A 25,694-nucleotide genomic window follows, 5' to 3' on the forward strand; every position below is an offset into this window, starting at 1 on the left:
GTTAGGCTCATGACATGTATGCCTGGCCCGCTTCTGAGGTCCCCGCCCTGCCCGGTCAGGGCCGCGACCTGAGGATCCACGACACAGCGACCGAGGGTCTCGTCACCCTGGACCCCGGTCCCGTCGCCCGCATCTACGTCTGCGGCATCACCCCGTACGACGCGACCCACATGGGTCACGCGGCGACCTACAACGCGTTCGACCTCGTGCAGCGCGTGTGGCTCGACACCAAGCGGCAGGTTCACTACGTCCAGAACGTCACCGACGTCGACGATCCGCTCCTGGAGCGGGCCCAGCGCGACGACATCGACTGGGTCGCCCTCGCCGAGAAGGAGACCGCCCTCTTCCGCGAGGACATGACCGCGCTGCGCATGCTGCCGCCGCAGCACTACATCGGCGCCGTGGAGGCGATACCCGGGATCGTCCCGCTCGTCGAGCGGCTGCGGGACGCGGGCGCCGCCTACGAACTCGACGGCGACATCTACTTCTCCGTCGAGTCCGACCCCGACTTCGGCAGGGTGTCGAACCTCGACGCCGCCGCGATGCGCCTGCTGTCCGCCGAGCGCGGCGGCGACCCCGAGCGGCCCGGCAAGAAGAACCCGCTCGACCCGATGCTGTGGATGGCCGCCCGTGAGGGCGAGCCCAGCTGGGACGGCGATTCGCTCGGGCGCGGCCGGCCCGGCTGGCATATCGAGTGCGTCGCCATCGCCCTGGACCACCTCGGCATGGGCTTCGACGTCCAGGGCGGCGGCTCCGACCTCGCCTTCCCGCACCACGAGATGGGCGCCTCCCACGCCCAGGTGCTGACCGGCGAGTTCCCGATGGCCAAGGCGTACGTCCACGCGGGCATGGTCGGCCTGCACGGCGAGAAGATGTCCAAGTCCAAGGGCAATCTCGTCTTCGTCTCCCAGCTGCGCCGCGACGGCGTCGACCCGGCCGCCATCCGGCTCGCCCTGCTCGCCCACCACTACCGGGCCGACTGGGAGTGGACCGACCAGGTGCTCCAGGACGCGGTCGACCGCCTCGGCCGCTGGCGTGCCGCGGTGTCCCGGCCCGACGGACCGGCCGCGGAGGCGCTGGTCGACGAGATCCGTGACGCCCTCGCGAACGACCTCGACGCCCCGGCCGCGCTTGCCGCGGTCGACCGCTGGGTGGCCCGGCAGGACGCCGAGGGCGGCACGGACATCGGCGCCCCCGGTGTCGTGTCGCGGGCCGTGGACGCCCTGTTGGGCGTGGCCCTATAACGGATCCGGGTACGAGAGACACGAGAGAGGGGCGCTTCCTCCCCGCGGGTGGAAGCGCCCCTTTTGGTGCCGGCCGGTGCGGCTACGGCCGTCAGATCCTGCGGATCTGGATGCTCCGCAGGACCAGCGGCTGGCTGCTGTCCCATACGCCGACGACCTGGTGGCCGAAGGTGAAGGCCTGCTGAACCTGCTCATGGGTGAGCGGGCTCGGGTTGTTGAAGACCCGGAACACGTTGTCGATGCGCAGGAAGATCTGCGACGGCTGCCCCGGCTGCGGCTGGACGACGTCGATGTAGCCGTCCGCGATCCCGGCCTGCGGAGCCTGCTGTACGGCGGCCTGTGTGACCTGCTGCATCAGGTGCAGCACCTGCTGCTCGGACTGCTGTTGCTGCTGCTCGCCCTGGAGCGCCTGGCCGTAGCCCTGCTGCTGCCCGTAGCCTTGCGGCTGGCCGAGCTGCTGGAGCAACTGCTGGAACGGCTGCTGCCGGCCGAGCTGCTGGAGCTGCTCCAGCGAGCCGCTCATGCCGTACGGCTGCTGCTGGCCGTAGCCCTGCTGCTGCCCGAAGGGCTGCTGGTACGGCGATGTGCTCGGGAACTGCTGGCCCTGCTGTTGTCCCATGTGACTCATCTGCGGGGTGGTGCTCATACGGGTGTCACCTTCCCTTGATGTGATGGGCTGCGTCAGCCGGTGACGACCAGGCCGACGATCTCGTCGTCCGAGAACCACACTCGGACCTCCGGCCGTCCCCCCGCGAAGGCGGTATGGACCGCCTGGCGGATCTCGGGGGACGGATGGTTCAGATTCCGCCACTCGCCGGCCACGAACAGCCGGAGCCGGGGCGGAAGTTCGCGCGGATACGGCAGCAACTCGTCCCAGTACCGCTCGGCGAGGCCTGAGCCGACCGCCTGCGGGATCAGGTGGGTGACCGCCGCCCTGATGTCCGGCCGGTTGCCGATCCGCTGGGAGGCAGGCCGGCCCGGCGCGTCCTGCTGCGGGGAACCCGTCGCCCGCAGCACCGCACGTGCCTGCTCGGGGGACATCGGCGGCTGCGCGGCGGCCTTCAGCATGCCCTGGAGCGCGGCCAGCGCGCCGACCACCACCGGGGAGGCGGACGACGTACCCGAGAACGTGTCGGTGTACCAGGCGATCTCCTCGGGCCCGCCCTGGAGGTCGCCGGGCCGGTCCCAGAAGCCGCCGGTCGTCGTCACCTCGCGGCCCCAGCCCTGCGCGTCCACCCGGGCGCCGTAGTTGGAGAAGGCGAGCCGGGAGCGGTCCGGGCCGTGATCGCGGCCGTGTGTGCCGGGGGGCGGGGCGCCCGCGCCGACCAGGACCGCCCCCGAGGACGGGTTGGACGGGTTGAACGGGTTGCGCCAGGACTCCGGGAATTCGTCGGGGCGGCGCTCGTAGACCGCGTCGTCGAGGGACTCGCCGCCGTTGCCCGCGGCGGCCACGACCAGGACGCCCCTGGCGGTGGCGTGGCGGATCGCGGCACAGTCGTCCGGCCACCATTCGAGCGCGACGTAGCCGCGCTGGTCGTCGCGGTCGGCGAACTCGAACCGGGGTCCCGGGCGGTGCAGTTCGACCAGCACGATGTCGCCGGGGCCGAGCCGGTCGGCCGCCGCGTGGATGGCGGCCGCCGTACCCATGCCCTGGAAGGACGCGGCCGCGGTCACCGTCTCCGGCACGATGCCGGTGACGCCGTGGTCGTTGCGGTCGCCGCCCATCACACCGATCACGGCGGTGCCGTGGTTGCGCCAGGCCAGGTCGGTGAGCGGGGTGCCGACGACCACGCCGGCCAGCTTGCCGGCCAGGTCCTCGTGGCCCAGCTGCCAGGAGCCCTCGACGTCGATCACGGTCACGCCCTGTCCGGCGCCGCCCGGCCGCTGCCAGGCCCAGTGCGCGTCCACGCCCTCGGGCGCGGGGCGCAGATAGCCCTGCCGGCCGCTGTAGTCGGGCGTGACCGGAGCGCCCTCCTTCAGACGCCCGCTGCCCTCCCCGACCTGCCCGAGGGAGGCCGGCACGGCGCCCGGTTTCACATACGCCGTGTCGATCCCCGGCAACGCGGCGATACGGGCCCGCAGCTCCTGGGCGCGGCTCTCCCCGCCACGTACCCGGTAGAACAGGGCCAGGTCGGGCGTGTCCTGTGCGCCCGTGGCCTGCTGAAGCCGTTCCTCGCTGCCGAACAGCGGCTCCAGCGCGAGCTGTTCATCGCTGAGGAACATGTTGAGAGCCCTCACGTCGGCGCCCGCGACCGACCGTACGCCCTCGGCCTGGGCCCGCAGCCGGGCCTCGGGACGGGCGACGACGATCAGTTCCGGCTCGGCTCCTCGATAGGTGAATCCCGCTCCGTCGGGCCCCGGCCCGTCCGCTCCCGGGCCCTGCGCCGGCTGTCCCTGGTCGGTCATGGTCTGCCGCTCCCTTCGGTCCTGGGGGGGGTGCCAAGTGCGGGTGGTGCGGCGCGCCTTCGGTGGACAACCAAGCACGCGGGCGCCGGTCCGTCCAGAGCATTTTCGTCAACTTGGTTTGAGAACAAGTTGAATTGGGCAACGTGTGCAATCCGTCCGGAAAGCGATGTCACGCCATAATCCGGCCGGATGCTGTCCAGTCCCTGTCGAGACGCGGACCTCGGCTGCGGAGGCGCCCGGCGTGTGGTGGGGTGGGGGAGTCAGTTGACCGTTGGACCAGCTGTCGGCCGGTCCTGTCAGCGGAAGGACGCACCGTGGCCCCCGAACACCGCTCCTTCGCACCTCACCTCACCCGCCGGAGACTTCTCACCACGGGCGCCGCGACCGCCGGCGCCGCACTCGTGGGAACCGCCGGCACCCCCGCCGCCGCGGCCGGAAAGCGCCGCCCCGCCGTGATCCACCTCCCGAACGGCTTCCGCCCGGAGGGCATCACCATCGGCGGCGGACCGTACGCCTACCTCGGCTCCCTCGGCGACGGCTCGATCTACCGCGCCGACCTGCGCACCGGCGAGGGCTCGATCATCTCGCCCGGACCGGGCACGCCCTCGGTGGGCCTCAAACTCGACCACCTGGGACGCCTGTTCGTCGCCGGACGCGGCGAGGGCGCCCGCGTCGTGGACGCCCGCAGCGGGAAGATCCTCGCCTCCTACGCCCTGACCTCGGCGACCCCGAGCTTCGCCAACGACGTGTTCCTCACTTCGCACACGGCCTGGTTCACCGACTCCTTCCAGCCCGCGCTGTACGCCCTCCCGCTCGGCCGGCACGGGCAACTGCCGGACGCGGACCAGGTGGTGACGCTCACCCTGAGCGGCGACTGGAGCCAGGTCGCCGGCGAGGTCGTCAACGCCAACGGCATCACCGCCACTCCCGACGGCTCCGCGCTGCTGGTCGTGCAGTCCGGGGTCGGCGGGCTGCACCGGGTGAACCCGCGCACCGGCGTCACCGAGCTCGTCGACCTCGGCGCCGCGGCACCGCTCACCAACGGCGACGGTCTGCTCCTGATCGGGCGGACGCTGTACGTCGTCCAGAACCGGCAGAACGCCATCGACGTCTTCAAGCTCGCCGCCGACGGACGCAGCGGTGTCTTCCGGCGCCGCATCACCGATCCGCTGTTCGACGTGCCGACCACGGTGGCCGCGCACCAGGGCCGTCTCTACCTGCCCAACGCGCGCTTCACCACGACGCCGACGCCGGAGACGACGTACGACGTGATCTCCGTGCCCGTGTGAGGTCGGTGACGTAGCCCGTGTGAGGCCGGTGACGTAGGAGGGCGGTGCGCAGTCCCGCGCACCGCCCTCCCTTTCGGCTCCGTGAGCCTCAGTCGTCCGACGAGTCCTCGTCGTCGTCCTTGTTGCCCGGCTTCGGAGGCATCGGCGGACGCGTACGGTCGCCGGGCGACGGGCCGCCGTCCCGGCGCCGCAGATACCGCTCGAACTCCCGCGCGATGGCCTCGCCCGAGGCTTCCGGCAGCTCCGCGGTGTCGCGGGCCTCCTCCAGCGTCTGCACGTACTCCGCGACCTCGCTGTCCTCGGCGGCCAGCTGGTCCACGCCGACCTGCCAGGCGCGCGCGTCCTCGGGCAGCTCGCCCAGCGGGATACGGACGTCGATCAGATCTTCCAGCCGGTTGAGCAGCGCCAGCGTCGCCTTCGGGTTCGGCGGCTGCGAGACGTAGTGCGGTACGGCGGCCCACAGGCTGACGGCCGGTACGCCCGCGTGCGTGCACGCCTCCTGCAGGACGCCGACGATGCCCGTCGGGCCCTCGTACTTGGTCTCCTCCAGATCCATGCGGCGGGCCAGGTCCGGGTCGGACGTGGTGCCGCTGATCGGTACCGGACGGGTGTGCGGGGTGTCGCCGAGCAGGGCGCCCAGGATGACCACCAGCTCCACGCCCAGCTCGTGCGCGAAGCCGAGGAGCTCGTTGCAGAACGAGCGCCAGCGCATGGACGGCTCGATACCTCGGACGAGTACGAGATCGCGCGGCTTCTCGCCGCCGACGCGGACGACGGACAACCTTGTCGTCGGCCACGTGATCTTGCGCACTCCCGCGTCCATCCACACGGTGGGGCGGTTCACCTGGAAGTCGTAGTAGTCCTCGGCGTCCAGCGCCGCGAAGACCTCGCCCTTCCATTCCCTGTCCAGATGCGCGACCGCGGTGGAGGCGGCGTCGCCGGCATCGTTCCAGCCCTCGAACGCGGCCACCATGACCGGGTCGACCAGCTCGGGAACCCCCTCGAGCTCGATCACCCAGTGCCTCCTTCCGACGTGCCCTCGCCTGACGAACCAACCTTACGGCGTGCGGCGGGGGCGCCCGCAGCCCCCTTGTGCGGGGGAGTGAACGGATCACTGCCCCATTCCTCCCCCCGGAACACCCCGGGGCCTCTCACCCGGGCGAGTGCGCCGACCAAGGGGCGCGGGGAACTGCGCGACCAGCCACGATGAACCCGCACCCACTGGACGGCACGCACCCCTACGGCGCCCCCGGCCCAACTCACAGCGTGGACCGCAGCCACTGCTCCACACTCGCGATGTGCACCGTGGCCCACGACCGCGCCGCCTCCGCGTCCCGGTCCCGCAGGGCTGCCAGGATCGCCCGGTGTTCGTGCAGGGTCCGGCTGACCGCGTCCTCCTGGGTCAGCCCCCGCCAGATGCGCGCCCGGGTCGTCGGTCCGGACAGGCCGTCCAGGAGCGAGCACAGCACGGAGTTGCCGGAGCTCTGCACGATGCCCCGGTGGAACTCCAGGTCGCAGGCGACGAGTTCCTCCACCGACGGGGCGTCACCCAGCTTCTCCAACTGTGCCGACAGCGCGCTCAGTTGCTGCTCGCTGATCCGGGACGCGGCCATCGCCGTGGCCGCGGGCTCCAGGATGCGGCGCACGGCGAGGAACTCCAGCACCGTGTCGTCGCGGTGGAAGTCGACGACGAAGCTCAGCGCCTCCAGCAGCAGCTGCGGATCGAGGCTCGTGACATAGGTGCCGTCGCCCTGCCGTACGTCCAGGATCCGGATCAGCGACAGGGCGCGCACGGCCTCCCGCAGGGAGTTGCGGGACAGGCCGAGTTCGGCGGCCAGCTCGCTCTCCTTGGGGAGCCGGTCGCCGGGACGCAGGGCGCCGGAGACGATCATGCCCTTGATCTTCTCGATCGCCTCGTCGGTGACTGCCATGGCCGGCCTCCCTGTCGTTCAGAATGTCGTGCAAGACATCCGATCTCTCAGGCCATTATGGGGGGTCGCCGAAACGGTCGACCTATACTCCGGATCCATGGCCGACGCAGCGACCTCACCGGACCCCGACCTGGTCAGCGCCCTGCGGGCGCTGTCGAATCCGGTACGGCTGCAGTTGCTGCTGTGGCTGCGTGAGCCCGAGCGGCACTTCCCCATGGACCAGGCCATCGCGGATCCGGCGGAGGTCGGGGTGTGCGTGAGCCATATCCAGGCGAAGGCGGGACTGGCCCAGTCGACGGTGTCGGCGTATCTGGCGGAACTGCAGCGGGCCGGGCTGGTGCGGGCGACGCGCGTGGGCAAGTGGACGCACTACAGGCGCGATGAGGAGCGCATCGCCGGGCTGCTCTCCCAACTCGGCCGGACCCTCTAGGAGTTCGCGCACCCGCTCGGGTCCCGGCGTGTCCGTTGCGCTTCATATCGAGAATCTGCGATATTTCGATTCATGACGAACCTGGAAACGTTGGGAACGTTCGGCATCTACACCTTCGACTTCGAGCACCAGCCGGCCGCGCAGGTCCGCGACTCGGTCCAGGAACTGGAGGAAATGGGCTGGCGCGCGGTGTGGTTCCCCGAAGTGGGCGGACGCGAGGCCCTCACCCTGGCCGCGTTCCTCCTCGCCGCCACCGAGCGGCTGCACGTCGTCAACGGCATCGCCCAGATCTGGGCGCGCGGGGCCCTCGCGACCCACGGCGCGAGCGTTTTGCTGGCCGACGCCCACCCGGGCCGGCATGTGCTCGGCCTCGGCTTCGGCGGCCTGCGCAGGCCGGGCGTCAAACCCCTGGCGGCGATGGCCGAATACCTCGACGAACTGGACGCCCTCGCCGACAAGTCACCCGACCCCGCGCCGGGGAACCCGGTCCGCCGCGTCCTGGCCGCGTACGGCCCCAAGATGCTCGCCCTGGCCCGGGACCGCTCGCTGGGCGCCCACACGTACCACGTCAACACGGCCCACACCGCGGGCGCCAGGGAGATCCTCGGGCCGGACGCCTTCCTCGGCGTCGAACACGCGGTCCTCTTCGAGCCGGACCCCGCCAAGGCCCGCGCGACGGCACGCGAACATCTGACGCCGTACCTCAACTCCCCCTACAACGTCGCCAAGTTCCGCAGGCTGGGCTACCCGGACGAGGAGATCGGGGACGGTGGCAGCGACCGCCTGGTGGACGACCTGGTGTTCTGGGGCCACACCGACACGATCGCGGACAAGCTCCGAGCCCATGTCGCAGCAGGCGCCGACCATGTCGCCGTCCAGGTCATCGGCACCGAGCCGGGCACGACCTCACTGCCGCAGTGGCGGCGGCTTGCGGAGGCGCTGCTTCCCTGAGCACGGCGCACCACGGCTCCACGGCACGCGAAAGGGGCGGCCCCATCGGCGGGGAGCCGCCCCTTTCGTCGTGGCCGGCCCCGGTGCGGAGGGGCCGCCCTCGTGCGGTCCGGCCTGGTCAGGGGAGTGGCCGGACCCGGCGTCGGAAGAGGCTCATCCGGCAGAAACCTCATCCGGCGCCTGCGAGGTCACTTCTTGTCGAGCAGGTCCTGCACCTTCGCCCGGACGTCGTCCGTCGCCAGGCCCCGGATCGTCAGCGTCGTCCGGCGGCGCAGCACGTCGTCCTGCGTCTCGGCCCACTCGTTGTCCCGGGCGTAGACGACCTGCGCCCAGATCTCCGGGGCGTCCGGGTGGACGCGCTCGCCCAGCTCCGGGTTCTCGTTGGCGATACGGGCGATGTCGAAGGCCAGCGAGCCGTAGTGCGTCGCCAGGTGCTTCGCCGTGTCGGCCGCCATGCGCGGACCCGGCGCCGGGCGGTCGGTGAGCAGCCGGTGGGCGACCGCGCGCGGGTTGGCGATACCGGGCAGCGGCAGCTTCTTCGGCAGGGAGGAGATGGGCTCGAAGTCGTCGCCGAGCGGGTGGCCCGGCAGCGCCTCCAGCTTCTTCATGATGGTGCGGCCGATGTGGCGGAAGGTCGTCCACTTGCCGCCCGCGACGGACAGCATGCCGCCGGTGCCCTCGGTCACGACCGTCTCGCGCTTGGCCTTCGCCGTGTCGCCGGGACCGCCCGGCAGCACCCGCAGACCCGCGAAGGCGTACGTGATCAGGTCCCGGTCGAGCTGCTGGTCGCGGATGGAGAACGCGGCCTCGTCGAGTATCTGGGCCGTGTCCTTCTCGGTGACCGCGACATCCGCCGGGTCGCCCTCGAACTCCTCGTCCGTGGTGCCGAGCAGCAGCATGTCCTCCCAGGGCAGGGCGAACGTGATGCGGTACTTGTCGATCGGGGTCGCCAGCGCCGCCTTCCAGGGCGCCGTCCGCTTCAGGACCAGGTGCGCGCCCTTCGACAGGCGGATCGACGGCGCGGCGTTCGGGTCCTCCATCCTGCGCAGGTGGTCGACCCAGGGGCCGGTCGCGTTGAGCACGAGACGGGCGTTGACGCCGAACTCGTCACCGGACAGCCGGTCCTTCAGATCCGCGCCGGTCACCCGGCCCTTGGTGAAGCGCAGGCCGGTGACCTCGGCGTGGTTGAGCACGACCGCGCCCGCCTCGACGGCCCCACGGACCGTCATCAGCGCCATGCGCGCGTCGTTCATCTGGTCGTCGCCGTACACGGCCACGGCCTTGAGGTTGTCGGTGCGCAGCTCCGGCACGTCCTGCGCCGCCTTCGCGGGGGACAGGAGGTGACCGACGCCGTCACCGAAAGCGGAGAGCGCGGAGTAGGCGAAGACACCCGCTCCGAGCTTCGCGGCGCCGTGCGGCCCGCCCTTGTACACGGGGAGGTAGAACGTGAGCGGGTTCGCCAGGTGGGGAGCCACCTGACGGGAGACCGCACGGCGCTCGAAGTGGTTCTCCGCCACCAGCTTCACCGCGCCGGTCTGCAGGTAGCGCAGACCGCCGTGGAGCAGCTTGGAGGAGGCGGAGGAGGTGGCGCCGGCGAAGTCGCCGGCGTCGACCAGAGCCACCCTGAGGCCGGACTGCGCGGCGTGCCAGGCGGTGGAGATGCCCAGGATGCCGCCGCCGATCACGAGAAGGTCGTACGACGCCTTGGCGAGCTGCTCCCGGGTCTCGGCGCGGCTCGGGTTGGAGCCGGAGGCCGGGCGCGTGCCCAGGGCAGGCACGGACTGCAGGGTGGTCTGACTGGTCATTTCGGGTTCTTACTCCTCATCAGAGTTCGAGAGTTGGCGGCGGTCGTCAGCTCTCGTCGTCCTCGATCCAGCCCATGGTCCGGTCAACGGCCTTGAGCCAGCTCTTGTACTCACGGTCGCGGGTCTCCGCGTCCATGCGGGGGGTCCACTCGGCGGCCCGGCGCCAGTTGGCACGCAGGTCGTCGGTGCTGGACCAGAAGCCGACGGCGAGACCGGCGGCGTAGGCGGCGCCGAGGCAGGTCGTCTCGGCGACCATCGGGCGCACCACCGGCGCGTCCAGGACGTCCGAGAGCTGCTGCATCAGCAGGTTGTTCGCGGTCATGCCGCCGTCCACCTTGAGGGTGGACAGCTCGACGCCGGAGTCCTTCGTCATGGCGTCGGCGATCTCCCGCGTCTGCCAGGCCGTGGCCTCCAGGACGGCACGCGCGAGGTGCGCCTTGGTGACGTACCGGGTCAGACCGGCGATCACACCGCGGGCGTCGGAGCGCCAGTGCGGGGCGAACAGGCCGGAGAAGGCCGGCACGAAGTAGGCGCCGCCGTTGTCCTCGACCGAGAGCGCGAGCGTCTCGATCTCGGCGGCGGTGGAGATCAGGCCCATCTGGTCGCGCATCCACTGCACCAGCGAGCCGGTGACGGCGATCGAGCCCTCCAGGGCGTACACCGTGTCCTGGTCACCGATCTTGTAGCCGACGGTGGTCAGCAGACCGGCGTAGGAGTTGATGATCTTGTCGCCGGTGTTCATCACCATGAAGGTGCCGGTGCCGTACGTCGACTTGGTCTCGCCCTCGGCGAAACAGGTCTGCCCGAACAGCGCCGCCTGCTGGTCACCGAGCGCGGAGGCGACCGGGATGCCGCCGAGCAGGTCGCCCAGCTTGCCGCCGCTGATCTCGCCGTAGACCTCCGCGGAGGAGCGGATCTCGGGAAGGATCTGCAGCGGTACGCCGATGGACTCGGCGATCTTGTCGTCCCACTCCATGGTGTGCAGGTTCATCAGCATGGTGCGGGACGCGTTCGTGACGTCGGTGACGTGCTTGCCGCCGTTGACACCGCCGGTCAGGTTCCAGATGACCCAGGTGTCCATGGTGCCGAAGAGGATGTCCCCGGCCGCCGCGCGCTCCTGCAGACCCTCGACGTTGTCCAGCAGCCAGCGGGCCTTGGGACCGGCGAAGTAGGAGGCGAGGGGCAGACCGGTCTCGCGGCGGAAGCGGTCCTGGCCGACGTTGCGGCCGAGCTCCTTGCAGAGCCCGTCGGTGCGGGTGTCCTGCCAGACGATGGCGTTGTGGACGGGCTCACCGGTGTTCTTGTCCCACAGCACGGTCGTCTCGCGCTGGTTGGTGATACCGATGGCCTTGATGTCGTCACGGGTGATGCCGGCCTTCTGGATGGCTCCGGCGACGACCTCCTGGACGTTGGTCCAGATCTCGTTGGCGTTGTGCTCGACCCAGCCCGGCTTCGGGAAGATCTGCTCGTGCTCCTTCTGGTCGACGGAGACGATGCGGCCGTCGCGGTCGAAGACGATGCAGCGGGACGAGGTGGTGCCTTGGTCGATCGCGGCGATGAAGGGGCCGGCGGTGTGGGCGTCGGTCACTGTGTGCTCCTGGAAGTTCCGTGGTTATGGGGCTTTACGTACGGCGCGCGCTGAGAGTTTCGGTGCATCTCACCCGGATGGGTGAACTCACTGTTCCTAAGCGAATGCGACGTTGTAGATGCCTGCCGCGATGGCGCCGCCGATGAGCGGACCGACCACCGGGATCCAGGCGTAGCCCCAGTCGGAGCCGCCCTTGTTGGGCAGGGGCAGCAGGGCGTGCACGATGCGCGGACCGAGGTCACGGGCCGGGTTGATCGCGTAACCGGTCGGGCCGCCGAGGGACAGACCGATCGAGACGACGACGAGCGCGACGATCAGCGCGCCGATCGGGCCGAGGCCGTCGCCGTTGTTGTTCAGGCCCTGCGTGAGGATGGCGAGCACCAGGACGATCGTGCCGATGATCTCCGTGAGGAGGTTCTGCACCACGTTCCGGATCTCGGGACCGGTGGAGAAGATGCCCAGGACCGGTCCTGCGCCCTTCTCCTGGGCCTCGACGGCCTTGGCCGCCGTGGCCTGCGCACCCGGGCCGCCGACGATCTCCTTGTCGGTGAGGTGGGCGTGGAACTGGCCGTAGTAGGCGACCCAGACCAGAGCCGCACCGATCGCGGCGCCGAGGAACTGTCCGGCGAGGTACGTCGGAACGTCGCTCCAGGCGTTGTCCTTGATCGCGAGCGCGACCGTCACGGCCGGGTTCAGGTGGGCGCCGGACAGCGGCGCCGAGGTGTAGACCGCCGTGAGCACTGCGAAGCCCCACCCGAAGGTGATGGCGAGCCAGCCGGCGTTGCGGGCCTTGGAGGCCTTCAGCGTGACGGCGGCGCAGACGCCACCGCCGAGCAGGATGAGTATGGCGGTACCGATGGTCTCGCCGATGAAGATGTCGGAGCTGGACACCCGCGACTCCTTTGTCCTTCGTCCAGGGGAAGCCGAACCCCGGGTCCCACCGGTGGTTCGCGTTGCCCTCGGGGGTGAGGGCGATGCCGGCCCTTGGCACTGTCACACTCTAGCGCGTATTGCCGGTAGGTGTTCGACAATGCCGACCGATGGACGGGAGCTTGCCCCCGTGTAAGGCGTGCGTCAAGGGTCCTGTTATCGAATGCTCGATCGTTATCGGATGTGTTGATTTGTCGACACTGGTCGATCGGATGCGTACTGCCGCGTAGGGAACACGGTGAGTTCCCTCGGGGTGATTCACCCGACTGTGTGTGGTTATGCCGAAGACCGGAACGTCCTATGACATCCCGGTCGGTAACTAGTTGTCCGTACGGCGCTCAGAACCGCCCGGCGCCCAGATCCCGCGACACCGCGCGGGCGCAGTCCCGCACCGCCGCGATCAGCTCGGGACGCAGCTCGCCGTCCCGGCACAGCCGCTCCACGGCACCGGTGATGCCGACGGCACCGACGGGCATACGGCGCCGGTCGTGGATGGGCGCGGCCACACCGGCGACGCCTTCCCAGGTCTCCTCGACGTCGGCGGCGTACCCACGCGCGCGTGTCACGTCGAGGATGTGCTCGAAGCCGTCCAGTTCGCACATGGTGCGGTCGGTGAACGCCTTGCGGTCGGCCTCGATCGCCTCGCTGTGCGCGACCGGGTCGTACGCCGACAGGACCTTGCCCAGCGCCGTGGAGTGCAGCGGCTGCATGGCGCCGATCTCCAGCACTTGCCGGCTGTCGTCCGGGCGGAAGACGTGGTGGACGATCAGGACGCCCTGCTGGTGCAGGACGCCCAGATAGACGCTCTCCCCGCTGGAGCGGGCCAGGTCGTCCGTCCAGACCAGGGCGCGCGCCCGCAGCTCGTGCACATCCAGATACGTGGTGCCCAGGCGCAGCAGCTCGGCGCCCAGCTGATAGCGGCCCGAGGCCTCGTCCTGCTCGACGAAGCCCTCCTGCTGAAGGGTGCGCAGGATCCCGTGGGCGGTGCCTTTGGCGAGGCCCAGTGAGGAGGCGATGTCCGACAGGCCGAGGCGTCGCTCGCCGCCCGCGAGGAGCCGCAGCATCGCGGCCGCCCGTTCGAGCGACTGGATGTTCCGTGCCATCGCCGTGCTGCCTCCGTCCCCTTCGACCGTCGACCCTGCGACGTCGCTGCCGCCGTTCGGCAATGTCGAACACTACCGGTCGATGCCGACCTCCCGCTAATGGTCCGTCGGTATCGGTCGCCTTCCGTTGCCACAGCCGTAGCCGAAGATCGACCCGACCGTCATCCGCGTCCCGCGTCGTGGACTGCCCGACCACTTCTGTGCGGACCCGGCTACCCTGGCGGCGTGCGCCCACAGCGGACCGTTCCGCGCCGGGTGCAAAGCCGACAGCCGTCGCACTCCAGGGAGCCCCTTCATGGCCTCGTTGCCACCGACCCCTTCCGCCGACAGCCGGACCCGTGTGTCCGCACTCCGTGAGGCGCTCGCCACCCGAGTGGTGGTGGCCGACGGAGCGATGGGCACCATGTTGCAGGCCCAGGAGCCCACCCTCGAGGACTTCCAGAATCTCGAGGGCTGCAACGAGATCCTCAACGTGACGCGTCCCGACATCGTCCGTTCGGTCCACGAGGAGTATTTCGACGCCGGCGTGGACTGCGTCGAGACGAACACCTTCGGCGCCAACTACGCGGCGATGGCCGAGTACGACATCCCCGAGCGGGTCCACGAGCTGTCCGAGGCGGGCGCCCGCATCGCCCGCGAGACCGCCGACGCCTACGTCGCCCGCGACGGCCGCCGGCGCTGGGTGCTGGGCTCCATCGGCCCCGGCACCAAGCTGCCCACGCTCGGTCACATCGGATACACCACGATCCGCGACGCCTTCCAGCAGAACGCCGAGGGCCTGATCGCGGGCGGCGCCGACGCGCTGATCGTGGAGACCACCCAGGACCTGCTGCAGACCAAGGCCGCCGTGCTCGGCGCCCAGCGCGCCCGCGAGATCTCCGGCCTGGACCTGCCGATCATCGTCTCCGTCACCGTCGAGACGACCGGCACCATGCTGCTGGGCTCCGAGATCGGCGCCGCGCTCACCGCGCTGGAGCCGCTCGGCATCGACATGATCGGCATGAACTGCGCCACCGGCCCCGCCGAGATGAGCGAGCACCTGCGCTACCTCTCCCGGCACTCCCGCATCCCGCTGTCCTGCATGCCGAACGCAGGCCTCCCCGTCCTCGGCAAGAACGGCGCCACCTACCCGCTCACCGCGCCCGAGCTGGCCGACGCCCACGAGACCTTCGTACGCGACTACGGCCTCTCCCTCGTCGGCGGCTGCTGCGGCACCACACCGGAGCACCTGCGCCAGTTGGTCGAGCGGGTCCGGGACGTCACCCCCACCGAACGCGACCCCCGCCCCGAGCCCGGCGCCGCCTCCCTCTACCAGACCGTCCCGTTCCGCCAGGACACCTCCTACCTGGCCATCGGCGAGCGCACCAACGCCAACGGCTCCAAGAAGTTCCGCGAGGCCATGCTTCAGGCCCGCTGGGACGACTGTGTGGAGATGGCGCGTGAGCAGATCCGCGAGGGCGCGCACATGCTCGACCTGTGCGTGGACTACGTCGGCCGCGACGGCGTCGCCGACATGGAGGAGCTCGCCGGCCGCTTCGCCACCGCCTCCACCCTGCCGATCGTGCTGGACTCCACCGAGGTCGACGTCATCCAGGCGGGCCTGGAGAAGCTCGGCGGGCGCGCGGTCATCAACTCCGTCAACTACGAGGACGGCGACGGCCCCGAGTCCCGCTTCGCGAAGGTCACCAAGCTGGCGCAGGAGCACGGCGCCGCCCTGATCGCGCTGACCATCGACGAGGAGGGCCAGGCCCGCACCCCGGAGAAGAAGGTCGAGATCGCCGAACGGCTGATCGACGACCTGACCGGCAACTGGGGCATCCACGAGTCGGACATCCTCATCGACACCCTGACCTTCACCATCTGCACCGGTCAGGAGGAGTCCCGGGGGGACGGCATCGCCACCATCGAGGCGATCCGCGAGCTCAAGCGCCGCCACCCGGACGTCCAGACCACCCTCGGCCTGTCCAACATCTCCTTCGGCCTCAACCCGGCCGCCCGCATCCTGCTGAACTCCGTCTTCCTCGACGAGTGCGTCAAGGCCGGCCTGGACTCGGCGATCGTGCACGCGAGCAAGATCCTGCCGATCGCCCGCTTCAGCGAGGAAGAGGTCCAGACGGCCCTCGACCTCATCCACGACCGCCGCGCCGACGGCTACGACCCCCTCCAGAAGCTGATGCAGCTCTTCGAGGGCGCCACCGCCAAGTCCCTCAAGGCGGGCAAGGCCGAGGAACTGGCCGCCCTCCCGCTGGAGGAGCGCCTCAAGCGCCGCATCATCGACGGCGAGCGCAACGGCCTGGAGGCCGACCTGGACGAGGCACTCCAGGACACGCCCGCCCTGGACATCGTCAACAACACCCTCCTGGACGGCATGAAGGTCGTCGGTGAGCTGTTCGGCTCCGGCCAGATGCAGCTGCCGTTCGTCCTGCAGTCCGCCGAGGTGATGAAGGCGGCCGTCGCCCACCTCGAACCGCACATGGAGAAGTCCGACACCGACGGCAAGGGCACCATCGTGCTGGCCACCGTGCGCGGCGACGTGCACGACATCGGCAAGAACCTCGTGGACATCATCCTGTCCAACAACGGCTACAACGTGGTGAACCTGGGCATCAAGCAGCCCGTCTCCGCGATCCTGGAGGCCGCCGAGGAACACCGGGCCGACGTCATCGGCATGTCAGGGCTGCTGGTGAAGTCCACGGTGATCATGAAGGAGAACCTGGAGGAGCTCAACCAGCGCGGCCTTGCGGCGGATTACCCCGTCATCCTCGGCGGAGCCGCCCTCACGCGCGCGTACGTCGAGCAGGACCTGCACGAGATCTACGAGGGCGAAGTCCGCTACGCCCGCGACGCGTTCGAGGGCCTGCGCCTGATGGACGCCCTCATCGGCGTCAAGCGCGGGGTGCCCGGCGCGAAGCTGCCCGAGCTCAAGCAGCGCCGCGTCAGGAGCGCCGCCACCACGGCCGTACTCGAAGAGCGTCCTGAGGAAGGCCACGTCCGCTCCGACGTCGCCACCGACAACCCGGTCCCCGAGCCGCCGTTCCGGGGCACCCGCGTCATCAAGGGCATCCAGCTCAAGGAGTATGCCTCCTGGCTCGATGAGGGCGCCCTGTTCAAGGGCCAGTGGGGTCTGAAGGAGGTCCGCAGCGGCGAGGGACCGTCGTACCAGGAACTCGTCGAGACGGAGGGCCGTCCACGGCTGCGCGGCCTGCTCGACAAGCTCCAGACGGAGAACCTCCTCGAAGCGGCCGTCGTCTACGGATACTTCCCGTGCGTCTCCAAGGACGACGACCTGATCCTGCTCGACGAGCACGGCAACGAACGCACCCGCTTCACCTTCCCGCGCCAGCGCCGCGGCCGACGGCTGTGCCTCGCGGACTTCTTCCGTCCGCAGGAGTCCGGCGAGACCGACGTCGTCGGCCTCCAGGTCGTCACCGTGGGCTCCCGCATCGGCGAGGAGACCGCCCGGCTCTTCGAGTCGAACTCCTACCGCGACTACCTCGAACTGCACGGCCTGTCCGTGCAGTTGGCGGAGGCGCTCGCCGAGTACTGGCACGCGCGCGTGCGTTCGGAACTCGGCTTCGCCGGCGAGGACCCCTCCGCCATGGAGGACATGTTCGCGCTGAAGTACCGGGGCGCCCGCTTCTCGCTCGGCTACGGCGCCTGCCCGAACCTGGAGGACCGGTCCAAGATCGCCGACCTGCTCCAGCCCGAGCGCATCGGCGTCCACCTGTCCGAGGAGTTCCAGCTGCACCCCGAGCAGTCCACGGACGCGATCGTGATCCATCACCTGGAGGCGAAGTACTTCAACGCACGATGAGGCGCTGGGCGCCGCCGCTGCAGGGCCCGCTTCGACGCAGGTCAACGCGTTCCCCGGCGTCCTTCCTGTGTGCCCCGCGGCACACCGGATAAACCAGGCGCTTCGGCGGCGCACGCCGTACACTGGACGGTCCACCGCAGGCCGGTTCCCTTAGTGGGAGCCGGCCTGTCCGCCCCTCAAGGAGGTGCGCCAGGATGACCAGTACGGTCCCCGCGCCAGTAACCCGTACGGCCGACGGGTCGGCCCTTCAGGCTGTTCTCCTCGACATGGACGGCACTCTGGTGGACACCGAGGGCTTCTGGTGGGACGTCGAGGTCGAGATCTTCGCCGGCCTCGGTCACGCCCTCGACGACTCCTGGCGTCATGTCGTGGTCGGCGGCCCGATGACCCGCAGCGCCGGCTTCCTGATCGAGGCCACCGGCGCCGACATCACGCTCGCCGAACTCACGGTCCTGCTCAACGAGGGCTTCGAGGACCGGATCGACCGCGCCCTGCCGCTGATGCCGGGAGCGGCCCGGCTGCTGGCCGAGCTGGCCGCGTACGAGATCCCCACCGCCCTGGTCTCCGCCTCGCACCGGCGCATCATCGACCGCGTCCTCACCTCGCTCGGCCCGCAGCACTTCGCGCTGACCGTGGCCGGCGACGAGGTGGAGCGCACCAAGCCGCACCCGGACCCGTACCTGCTCGCCGCGGCCGGGCTCGGCGCCGACCCCGCCAGATGCGCGGTCGTCGAGGACACCGCGACCGGTGTCGCCGCGGCGGAGGCCGCCGGCTGCCATGTGGTGGCCGTACCGTCGATCGCCCCCATCGCACCGGCCGCCCGCCGTACCGTCGTGACCTCCCTCGAACAGGTCGATCTGGCATTTCTGCGTGGGCTGATGGCCGCCTGACAACACAAATGCGCCGGACGTTCACCCAGCGTGCAACATCGATAACGCGAGAATTCCGGGGGAAATTCAAGCCTGTCGGACGGCTGAATTCCGACGCCCCGAAGCGTGTTCAGTTTGTGATGTTCACCACTTCGGCGGAGGTCGACAGAGGCCCCGTACCGTGCCGACGACCCCCGGCAGAGGGCGTCGGACGCACCTTTGTGTCCCGATTGATGGAACGGTGCACGAATCCTTCCCCGGTCAGGTTTTCGTTGCGTCCGCGCCCGGTTCCGCTCCGTGATGGATCCTCAACTCCGGTCGCTTCGAACCGTCCTGTGCGCGCGGACTAATCTCATCGCGAGAACATCGCAACTAACCCCGTGATCCGCCGCGACACCCCTGCATGCCGGGTACACGGAGTAGACAGCTGGAGAAACCCGAGCATGAACCGCAAGACTTTGGTGCTGCCGGCCGTCATCGGCCTGCTCGCGCCGGTTCTCGCCGCCTGCGGCAGCACCGACAGCGGCAGCGACAACGGCGACGCGATCGTCGTCGGCACCACCGACGCGTTCACTGCCTCGAAGGACGCTCCCGCACCCCTCGACCCGGCCTTCGCCTACGACGTCGGCACCTGGAACATCCTGCGCCAGACCGTGCAGACCCTGATGATCCAGCCGCGCGGTGAGGGCGAGCCGGTCCCCGAGGCCGCCCAGAGCTGCGGCTTCACCGACAGCGGCAACGAGCGCTACGCCTGCACGCTGCGCAAGGACCTGAAGTTCGCGAACGGCGATCCGATCACCGCCTCGGACGTGAAGTACTCCATCGACCGCGCCCGCGCCCTCAAGGCCGACAGCGGTGTCTTCGCCCTGCTGTCCACCATCGACACCGTCGAGACCCAGGGCGACAACGAAGTCATCTTCCACCTCAAGACCGCGGACGCCACCTTCCCGTTCAAGCTGTCGACCCCGGTCGCCGGCATCGTCGACCCCGACATCTACGACAAGAAGAAGCTGCGCGACGGCTTCGAGCTCGACGGCTCCGGCCCGTACACGCTCAAGGCCGAGGTCGAGGACGACAAGCTGGTCTCCGCCGTGTTCACCAAGAACCCCAACTACCAGGGGAGCCTGAAGGTGAACAATGAGAAGGTCGAACTGCGCAACTTCCAGGACGCCGACGAGATGGGCGCCGCCCTCGACAAGGGCGACATCGACCTGATGACCCGCACCATGTCACCGGAGCAGATCCAGAAACTGTCGGCCGACTCCGACGACGAGGTCGACCTCGTCGACATGTCCGGCCTGGAGATCCGATACCTGGCCTTCAACACCAACGCCCCGACGGTGAAGAGCAAGGCCGTCCGCCAGGCGATGGCCCAGGTCATCGACCGCGGCGAGCTCGTCTCCAAGGTCTACGGCTCCCAGGCCGAGCCGCTGTACTCGCTGGTCCCGGCCAGCATCACCGGCCACTCCAACTCGTTCTTCAACAAGTACGGCGACCCGGACACCGCCAAGGCCGAGTCGCTGCTGGAGCGGGCCGGCATCACCACCCCGGTGAAGCTGACCCTGCACTACACGACCGACCACTACGGCTCGGCCACCAAGAAGGAGTTCGAGCTGCTGAAGAAGCAGCTCAACGACAGCGGCCTGTTCGAGGTCGACATCGAGGGCGCCCCCTGGGCGACGTTCCGCCCCGCCGAGCAGAAGGGCGCGTACGACGTCTACGGCATGGGCTGGTTCCCGGACTTCCCCGACGCCGACAACTACCTCGCGCCGTTCCTCGACAAGGACAACTTCCTCGGCTCGCCCTACGCCAACCCCGCGATCCGCAACGACCTGATCCCGGAGTCCCGCCGCGTCGCCGACCGGCTGTCCGCCTCCGGCAGCCTGACGGAGATTCAGGACATCGTCGCCAACGACGTGCCGGTGCTGCCGCTGTGGCAGGGCAAGCAGTACGTCGCCGCGAACGACGCCGTCACGGGCACGGCATACGTCCTCAACTCCTCCTCGACCCTTCAGCTGTGGGAGCTCGGCCGTGGCGTGAGCGGCTGACGTCTCTCCGTGCCCGGCGCCCCCACCACGGCGCCGGGCCTGGCCCGGGACCCGGGTACGGGTTCCTCACAACCGACGACAAGGCACTCGTACGTGAACATGCGCAACCAGTGGCCGGTCCTGCCCGTCGTGGCAGGGCTGGCCTCCGGCCTGCTGACCGGCTGCGGCACGGAGACGGGAGACGCCGGCGCGACCGGCACCTCGGTGGTCATGGGGATGTCGGACGACGTCCTGGCCACCGACCCCGCCTCCGGCTACGACCCCGGATCCTGGCTGTTGTTCAACAACGTCTTCCAGTCGCTGCTCAGCTTCCCCAAGGGCGCCACGGAACCGCAGCCCGAGGCCGCCGAGCAATGCGCCTTCTCCGACACAAGGGCCACGGTCTACGAGTGCACGCTCAAGGACGGCCTCAAGTTCAGCAACGGCGACGAGCTCACCTCGAAGGACGTCAAGTTCTCCTTCGACCGCCTGCTGAAGATCAATGACCCCGACGGCCCCGCGGTCATGTTCCCCACCCTCAGCAAGGTTCAGACGCCGGACGACAAGACGGTCGTCTTCCGGCTCAACTCCTCCGACGCCACCTTCCCGAGCAAGATCGCCTCGGGCGCCGGCTCCATCGTCGACGAGGACCAGTACGACGCAGACGGCCTGCGCAAGGACGGCCAGGCCGTCGGCTCCGGCCCGTACAAGCTCGACAAGTTCGACGACGACGAGGCCGTCTTCTCGGTCAACGAGAACTACAAGGGCACCGCCGACGCGCAGAACTCCGGCGTCACGATGAAGTTCTTCCACGGCGACCAGGAGGCCCTGAAGAAGGCCCTGAAGGAGAACGAGGTCGACATCGCCTACCGCGGTCTCACCGCGGGCGACATCGCCGACGTCGAGAACTCCGGCGGCGACACGGGCATAGAGGTCGTCGAGGGCGGCAGTGCCGAGGTCCAGCACCTGGTCTTCAACATGGACGACCCGGTCACCGGCAAGCTCGGCGTGCGCAAGGCCATCGCCTATCTGCTCGACCGCGACGCCCTCATCAAGGACGTCTACCAGGGCACGGCCACCCCGCTGTACTCGCTCATCCCGGCCGGTATCGGCGGCCACAACACGGCCTTCTTCGACACCTACGGCGCCCGCCCCTCCCGGGCCAAGGCCGCCGCGGCGCTCCAGGACGAGGGCATCAGCGGCAAGGTCAAGCTGACCCTGTGGTCCACCCCGTCGCGCTACGGCCCCGCCACCGACGACGAGTTGAAGGCGATCGCCAAGCAGCTCAACGACAGCGGCCTGTTCGACGCCGACGTGCAGTCCGTCGCGTTCGACCAGTACGAGAAGGACATCGCCGACGGCAAGTACGGCGTGTACGTCAAGGGCTGGATCCCGGACTACCCGGACGCCGACAACTTCACCGCGCCCTTCTTCGGCAAGGGCAACGTGCTGAGCAACAACTACAGCAACAACGCGATCACCGGCACCCTCATCCCGCGCACCGCCGCCGAGAGCGACCGCGCCGCGACCGAGGACGACTTCGGCCAGCTCCAGGACATCGTCGCCAAGGAACTGCCCGTCCTGCCGGTCTGGCAGGCCAAGCAGTACGCCGTCGTCCGCGACGACGTCTACGGCCTGGAGTACTGCCTCGACGCCTCCACCGTGTTCCGCTTCTGGGAGCTGAGCAAGGGCTGACGGACGGCCGGACACGACCCCGCACACGCTGAGGGCGCCCCTTCCTTCCGGAAGAGGCGCCCTCGGCGTACGACCTGGCCTTACTGCGCGCCGGGACGCACCAGACCGCTCTCGTACGCGTACACCGCGGCCTGCACCCGGTCCCGCAGACCCAGCTTCGTCAGCACATGGCCCACATGGGTCTTCACGGTCGTCTCGCTGACGAACAGGTCGGCGGCGATCTCCGCGTTCGACAGCCCCCGCGCCACCAGCTTCAGCACCTCCACCTCACGCTCCGTGAGCGTGTGCAGGGTGTCCGGGACCGGCTCGTCGCCCGAGGGCAGATGCGTGGCGTACTTGTCGAGCAGCCGGCGCGTGATGCTCGGCGCGAGCATCGCCTCACCGGCGGCGACCACCCGGATCGCCTGCACCAGCTCGTTGGCCGGAGCGTCCTTCAGCAGGAATCCGCTGGCACCCGCCTTCAGCGCCTCCACCACGTACTCGTCGAGATCGAAGGTCGTCAGCACCAGCACCTTCGCCGGGCCGTCCCGCCCGGGCCCGGTGATCTGCCGCGTCGCCTCCACCCCGTCCATCCGGGGCATGCGGATGTCCATCAGGACCACGTCGGGCTGCAGGGCCCGCACCTGGTCGAGGGCCTGGAGGCCGTCACCGGCCTCGCCCACGACCGCGATGTCCTGCTCGGCCTCCAGGATCATCCGGAAGCCGGTACGCAGCAGGGGCTGGTCGTCGACCAGTAGGACGCGGATGGCCACGTGAGTCTCCTTCGCTAGTCCGGCCCCATTCTGCCCTGCGCGCCGCCACCGGACTCGCCCGCCCCGACCGGCAACGGATACGGCGGGGGAGTGCCGCCGAATTCCGGGCAATGGGCCTGGTGATCGCACCAGCCGCACAGCTTCGTCGGCCGGGGCCGCCAGTCGCCCGACTCCGTCGCCTGCCGGATCGCCTCCCACAGCGCGAGCAGCTTGCGCTCCACCCGCTCCAGATCGGCGAGGACCGGGTCGTACGTCAGCACGTCACCGCTGCCGAGATACACGAGCTGAAGCCGGCGCGGGACGATCTTCTTCAGCCGCCAGACCACCAGCGCGTAGAACTTCATCTGGAACAGCGCGCCCTCGGCGTACTCCGGCCGCGGCGCCTTGCCCGTCTTGTAGTCGACGATCCGCACCTCGCCCGTCGGCGCCACGTCGACACGGTCGATGATCCCACGCAGCTTCAGCCCGGAGTCCAGCTCGGCCTCGACGAACAGCTCACGCTCGGCGGGCTCCAGACGCGTCGGGTCCTCCAGCCCGAACCAGCGCTCGACGAGCTGCTCCGCCTCCGTCAGCCAGGTCGCCAGCCGCTCGCCCTCGGGATCGTCCGCGAACAGCTCCACGACCTCCGGCCTGCTCTCCCGCAGCCGGTCCCACTGCCCCGGGATCAGGGACTTGGCACGCGGAGCGGTCCGCTCGGCGGCCGGAGCGTCGAAGAGCCGCTCCAGCACCGCGTGCACCAGCGTCCCCTTCGTCGCCGCCGCACTCGGCTTCTCCGGCAGCCGGTCGATCACCCGGAACCGGTACAGCAGAGGGCACTGCATGAAGTCACTGGCACGGGACGGAGACAGCGAGGTCGGCGGTATCACCCGCACAACGGCGGCCTGCACAGCCCCCGTGGCCCCGGCGGCCGGGCTGTCCGTGGCCGCGTCCTCACCCACCGCGACCGCCTCCGCCGTACCGTCCACCCCCGCCGCATCCTCACCCGCCACCGGCGCTGTGACCGGTGCCGTCACCGGCGCGACGTCACCGCCGCGGCCCACCGCGGCACCCTCCGTGCTCGTCTCCATGCCCACAGACCTTACGGCCCACCACTGACAGTGACCCAGCCCGGCTGTTACGGCCGGTACGTCCGGGGAAACTCAGGGGGTGCCGGGGCGGAACGCGTCAGGACGGCCGCATACCATCGACCCGAGACCCTTCCGCCCGGCAAGGCGCGGAAGACGCTTGGGCGGAAGACGCTGAGAACGAGGGGACATCGTGGACGAGAGCGGCGGGAGCGGGCAGCCGCGGTCCGGCACCGACGAGTCGACCGAGCGCCGACCAGACCCTACGGGCCCGGCCACCGACCCCACACACCCCGATGCGGCCCAGCCCGACGAACGGACCGTGGACACCCGTCGAGCCGACCCGGCCCGCGGCGACGCCACGCACGACGACTCTCCGGACCCGCCCGCCCCTGAGAACAACCCGCAGGACGAAGCCCCGCAGAGCTCAGCGGACACGGACGGGAACGGCTCCACCGACCGCCCGGACACACAGGACACCATCCCCGAGACCCCGCACTCCGACACCCCCACCCCCCACGACCACCAGGCCACCCCCCACCTCGACCGCACCCTCGCCCACTCCGGCACCACCAAGGGCAGCCCGCCGCAGCGGCCGAAGGACCCACGGGGCGGACTGCTGATGGGGCGGCCCTTCGGGGTCCCGGTCTACGTCGCACCCAGCTGGTTCCTCGTCGCCGCACTCATCACCTGGGTGTTCGGCGGACAGCTCGACCGCGTACTGCCCGAACTCGGCGCCGCCCGCTACCTCGTCTCCCTCTTCTTCGCCGTCGCGTTCTACGCGTCCGTCCTCGTCCACGAACTGGCCCACACCGTCGCCGCCCTGCGCTTCAAACTCCCGGTCCGGCGCATCCAGCTCCAGTTCTTCGGCGGCGTCTCCGAGATCGAGAAGGAAGCCGAGACACCAGGCCGCGAGTTCGTGCTGGCCTTCGTCGGCCCGCTGCTCTCCCTCGCCCTCTCCGGCGTCTTCTACGGCGCCATGCAGTTCGTCGAACCCGGCACCGTCCCCGGCGTCCTGCTGGCCGGCCTGATGATCTCCAACCTCATCGTCGCGGCCTTCAACCTGCTGCCCGGCCTGCCCCTCGACGGCGGCCGCATGCTCCGCGCGGTCGTCTGGAAGATCACCGGCAGACCGATGAGCGGCACCGTCGCCGCCGCCTGGGTCGGCCGCGCCCTCGCCGTCTCCGTCCTCGTCGGCCTTCCCTGGCTCACCCAGTCCGGCGCCCTCGGCTCCGACGCCGTCGACAACGTCGGCATGGACACCGTCATGGACGCCCTGCTCGCCGCCATCCTCGCCGCGATCATCTGGACCGGCGCCGGCAACAGCCTGCGCATGGCCCGACTGCGCGAGCACCTCCCCGAACTGCGCGCCCGCAACCTGACCCGCCGCGCGGTCCCCGTCGAGACCGACACCCCTCTGTCCGAGGCCCTGCGCCGGGCAAACGCCGCCGGCGCCCGCGCCCTCGTCGTCGTCGACGCCGACGGCAACCCCCTCTCCCTCGTCCGCGAGGCCGCCATCGTCGGCGTACCCGAACACCGCCGCCCCTGGGTACCCGTCAGCGGCGTCGCCCAGGACCTGACCGACGGCATGCGCGTCTCCGCCGAACTGTCCGGCGAGGAACTCCTCGACGCCCTGCGCGCCGCCCCCGCCACCGAATACCTGGTCGTCGAAGAGACCGGCGAGATCTACGGCGTCCTCTCGGCGGCCGACGTCGAGCGTGCCTTCGTGAAGGCGATGGCCCGCCCGAACTGACGCGGGCCCCTCCCGGGGCCGCCCGCCCGTGGTCGGCGGCCCC

The 25,694-nt window shown here is 70.0% G+C and carries 19 protein-coding genes; 9 read left to right on the forward strand and 10 right to left on the reverse strand.

The features are described 5' to 3' along the window. The first annotated feature begins 14 nt into the window (after positions 1-14). Positions 15-1,244, forward strand: coding sequence for a cysteine--1-D-myo-inosityl 2-amino-2-deoxy-alpha-D-glucopyranoside ligase (gene mshC / locus ACFPQ9_RS18965; RefSeq protein WP_380854277.1), 1,230 nt, complete (start codon positions 15-17; stop codon positions 1,242-1,244). A gap of 91 nt (positions 1,245-1,335) precedes the next feature. Here the strand turns inward: mshC and ACFPQ9_RS18970 are convergent, their stop codons facing one another. Next, entirely contained in the window at positions 1,336-1,890 is a 555-nt protein-coding gene (locus ACFPQ9_RS18970) for a hypothetical protein (protein ID WP_380854279.1), read from the reverse strand. A 35-nt stretch (positions 1,891-1,925) separates the two neighbouring features. Continuing rightward, positions 1,926-3,650 carry a S8 family peptidase gene (locus ACFPQ9_RS18975; protein ID WP_380854281.1) on the reverse strand — a complete coding sequence of 575 codons (1,725 nt, stop codon included), beginning with the start codon at positions 3,648-3,650 and terminating at the stop codon, positions 1,926-1,928. 314 nt (positions 3,651-3,964) lie between these two features. Here ACFPQ9_RS18975 and ACFPQ9_RS18980 point away from each other — a divergent pair, with 314 nt between their 5' ends. Next, complete coding sequence (locus ACFPQ9_RS18980) at positions 3,965-4,939, forward strand: SMP-30/gluconolactonase/LRE family protein (protein WP_380854283.1); 975 nt, start codon at positions 3,965-3,967, stop codon at positions 4,937-4,939. 88 nt (positions 4,940-5,027) lie between these two features. Here the strand turns inward: ACFPQ9_RS18980 and ACFPQ9_RS18985 are convergent, their stop codons facing one another. Then, a complete protein-coding gene (locus ACFPQ9_RS18985) occupies positions 5,028-5,954 on the reverse strand; it encodes a PAC2 family protein (RefSeq protein ID WP_380854285.1) in 927 nt (308 codons plus the stop codon). A 244-nt stretch (positions 5,955-6,198) separates the two neighbouring features. Further along, positions 6,199-6,870, reverse strand: a complete 672-nt coding sequence (locus ACFPQ9_RS18990) for a FadR/GntR family transcriptional regulator (protein WP_380854287.1) — start codon at positions 6,868-6,870, stop codon at positions 6,199-6,201. Between the two features lie 97 nt (positions 6,871-6,967). On the opposite strand from ACFPQ9_RS18990, the gene ACFPQ9_RS18995 reads away from it, so the two are divergent. Together ACFPQ9_RS18995 and ACFPQ9_RS19000 are read left to right on the forward strand one after the other, a co-directional pair. Further along, positions 6,968-7,300 (forward strand): ArsR/SmtB family transcription factor, encoded by a 333-nt coding sequence (locus ACFPQ9_RS18995; RefSeq protein ID WP_380854289.1) that lies wholly within the window; start codon positions 6,968-6,970, stop codon positions 7,298-7,300. Positions 7,301-7,372: 72 nt separating this feature from the next. Beyond that, positions 7,373-8,251, forward strand: a complete 879-nt coding sequence (locus ACFPQ9_RS19000; protein WP_380854291.1) for a TIGR03620 family F420-dependent LLM class oxidoreductase — start codon at positions 7,373-7,375, stop codon at positions 8,249-8,251. Between the two features lie 188 nt (positions 8,252-8,439). On the opposite strand, the gene ACFPQ9_RS19005 is transcribed toward ACFPQ9_RS19000, so the two are convergent. The 4 genes from ACFPQ9_RS19005 to ACFPQ9_RS19020 form a co-directional block, all read right to left on the reverse strand. Further along, positions 8,440-10,056 (reverse strand): glycerol-3-phosphate dehydrogenase/oxidase, encoded by a 1,617-nt coding sequence (locus ACFPQ9_RS19005; RefSeq protein ID WP_380854293.1) that lies wholly within the window; start codon positions 10,054-10,056, stop codon positions 8,440-8,442. 46 nt (positions 10,057-10,102) lie between these two features. Continuing rightward, positions 10,103-11,644, reverse strand: coding sequence for a glycerol kinase GlpK (glpK, locus tag ACFPQ9_RS19010; protein ID WP_380854295.1), 1,542 nt, complete (start codon positions 11,642-11,644; stop codon positions 10,103-10,105). A 96-nt stretch (positions 11,645-11,740) separates the two neighbouring features. Further along, positions 11,741-12,535, reverse strand: a complete 795-nt coding sequence (locus tag ACFPQ9_RS19015) for an MIP/aquaporin family protein (protein ID WP_380854297.1) — start codon at positions 12,533-12,535, stop codon at positions 11,741-11,743. A 377-nt stretch (positions 12,536-12,912) separates the two neighbouring features. Beyond that, positions 12,913-13,677, reverse strand: coding sequence for an IclR family transcriptional regulator (locus ACFPQ9_RS19020; RefSeq protein WP_380854299.1), 765 nt, complete (start codon positions 13,675-13,677; stop codon positions 12,913-12,915). A 295-nt stretch (positions 13,678-13,972) separates the two neighbouring features. On the opposite strand from ACFPQ9_RS19020, the gene metH reads away from it, so the two are divergent. The 4 genes from metH (at position 13,973) to ACFPQ9_RS19040 (ending at position 22,082) form a co-directional block, all read left to right on the forward strand. After that, positions 13,973-17,491: a methionine synthase gene (gene metH / locus ACFPQ9_RS19025; protein ID WP_380854301.1), complete on the forward strand. Its 3,519-nt coding sequence runs from the start codon at positions 13,973-13,975 to the stop codon at positions 17,489-17,491. Positions 17,492-17,685: 194 nt separating this feature from the next. Continuing rightward, positions 17,686-18,381 carry an HAD family hydrolase gene (locus ACFPQ9_RS19030; protein ID WP_380854303.1) on the forward strand — a complete coding sequence of 232 codons (696 nt, stop codon included), beginning with the start codon at positions 17,686-17,688 and terminating at the stop codon, positions 18,379-18,381. A gap of 422 nt (positions 18,382-18,803) precedes the next feature. Beyond that, the gene (locus ACFPQ9_RS19035) at positions 18,804-20,408 is read left to right on the forward strand and encodes an ABC transporter substrate-binding protein (RefSeq protein ID WP_380854305.1); all 1,605 of its coding nucleotides are present in this window, start codon (positions 18,804-18,806) and stop codon (positions 20,406-20,408) included. Between the two features lie 93 nt (positions 20,409-20,501). Then, entirely contained in the window at positions 20,502-22,082 is a 1,581-nt protein-coding gene (locus tag ACFPQ9_RS19040; protein ID WP_380854307.1) for an ABC transporter substrate-binding protein, read from the forward strand. Positions 22,083-22,162: 80 nt separating this feature from the next. Here the strand turns inward: ACFPQ9_RS19040 and ACFPQ9_RS19045 are convergent, their stop codons facing one another. Both ACFPQ9_RS19045 and ACFPQ9_RS19050 read right to left on the reverse strand, forming a co-directional pair. Further along, positions 22,163-22,834, reverse strand: a complete 672-nt coding sequence (locus ACFPQ9_RS19045) for a response regulator (RefSeq protein ID WP_030946450.1) — start codon at positions 22,832-22,834, stop codon at positions 22,163-22,165. Positions 22,835-22,848: 14 nt separating this feature from the next. Further along, complete coding sequence (locus ACFPQ9_RS19050) at positions 22,849-23,901, reverse strand: RecB family exonuclease (protein WP_380854310.1); 1,053 nt, start codon at positions 23,899-23,901, stop codon at positions 22,849-22,851. 190 nt (positions 23,902-24,091) lie between these two features. Here ACFPQ9_RS19050 and ACFPQ9_RS19055 point away from each other — a divergent pair, with 190 nt between their 5' ends. After that, positions 24,092-25,651 carry a site-2 protease family protein gene (locus ACFPQ9_RS19055; protein ID WP_380854312.1) on the forward strand — a complete coding sequence of 520 codons (1,560 nt, stop codon included), beginning with the start codon at positions 24,092-24,094 and terminating at the stop codon, positions 25,649-25,651. Positions 25,652-25,694 lie beyond the last annotated feature (43 nt).

Source organism: Streptomyces coerulescens (assembly GCF_042657965.1).
Taxonomy (GTDB): Bacteria; Actinomycetota; Actinomycetes; order Streptomycetales; family Streptomycetaceae; genus Streptomyces; species Streptomyces coerulescens.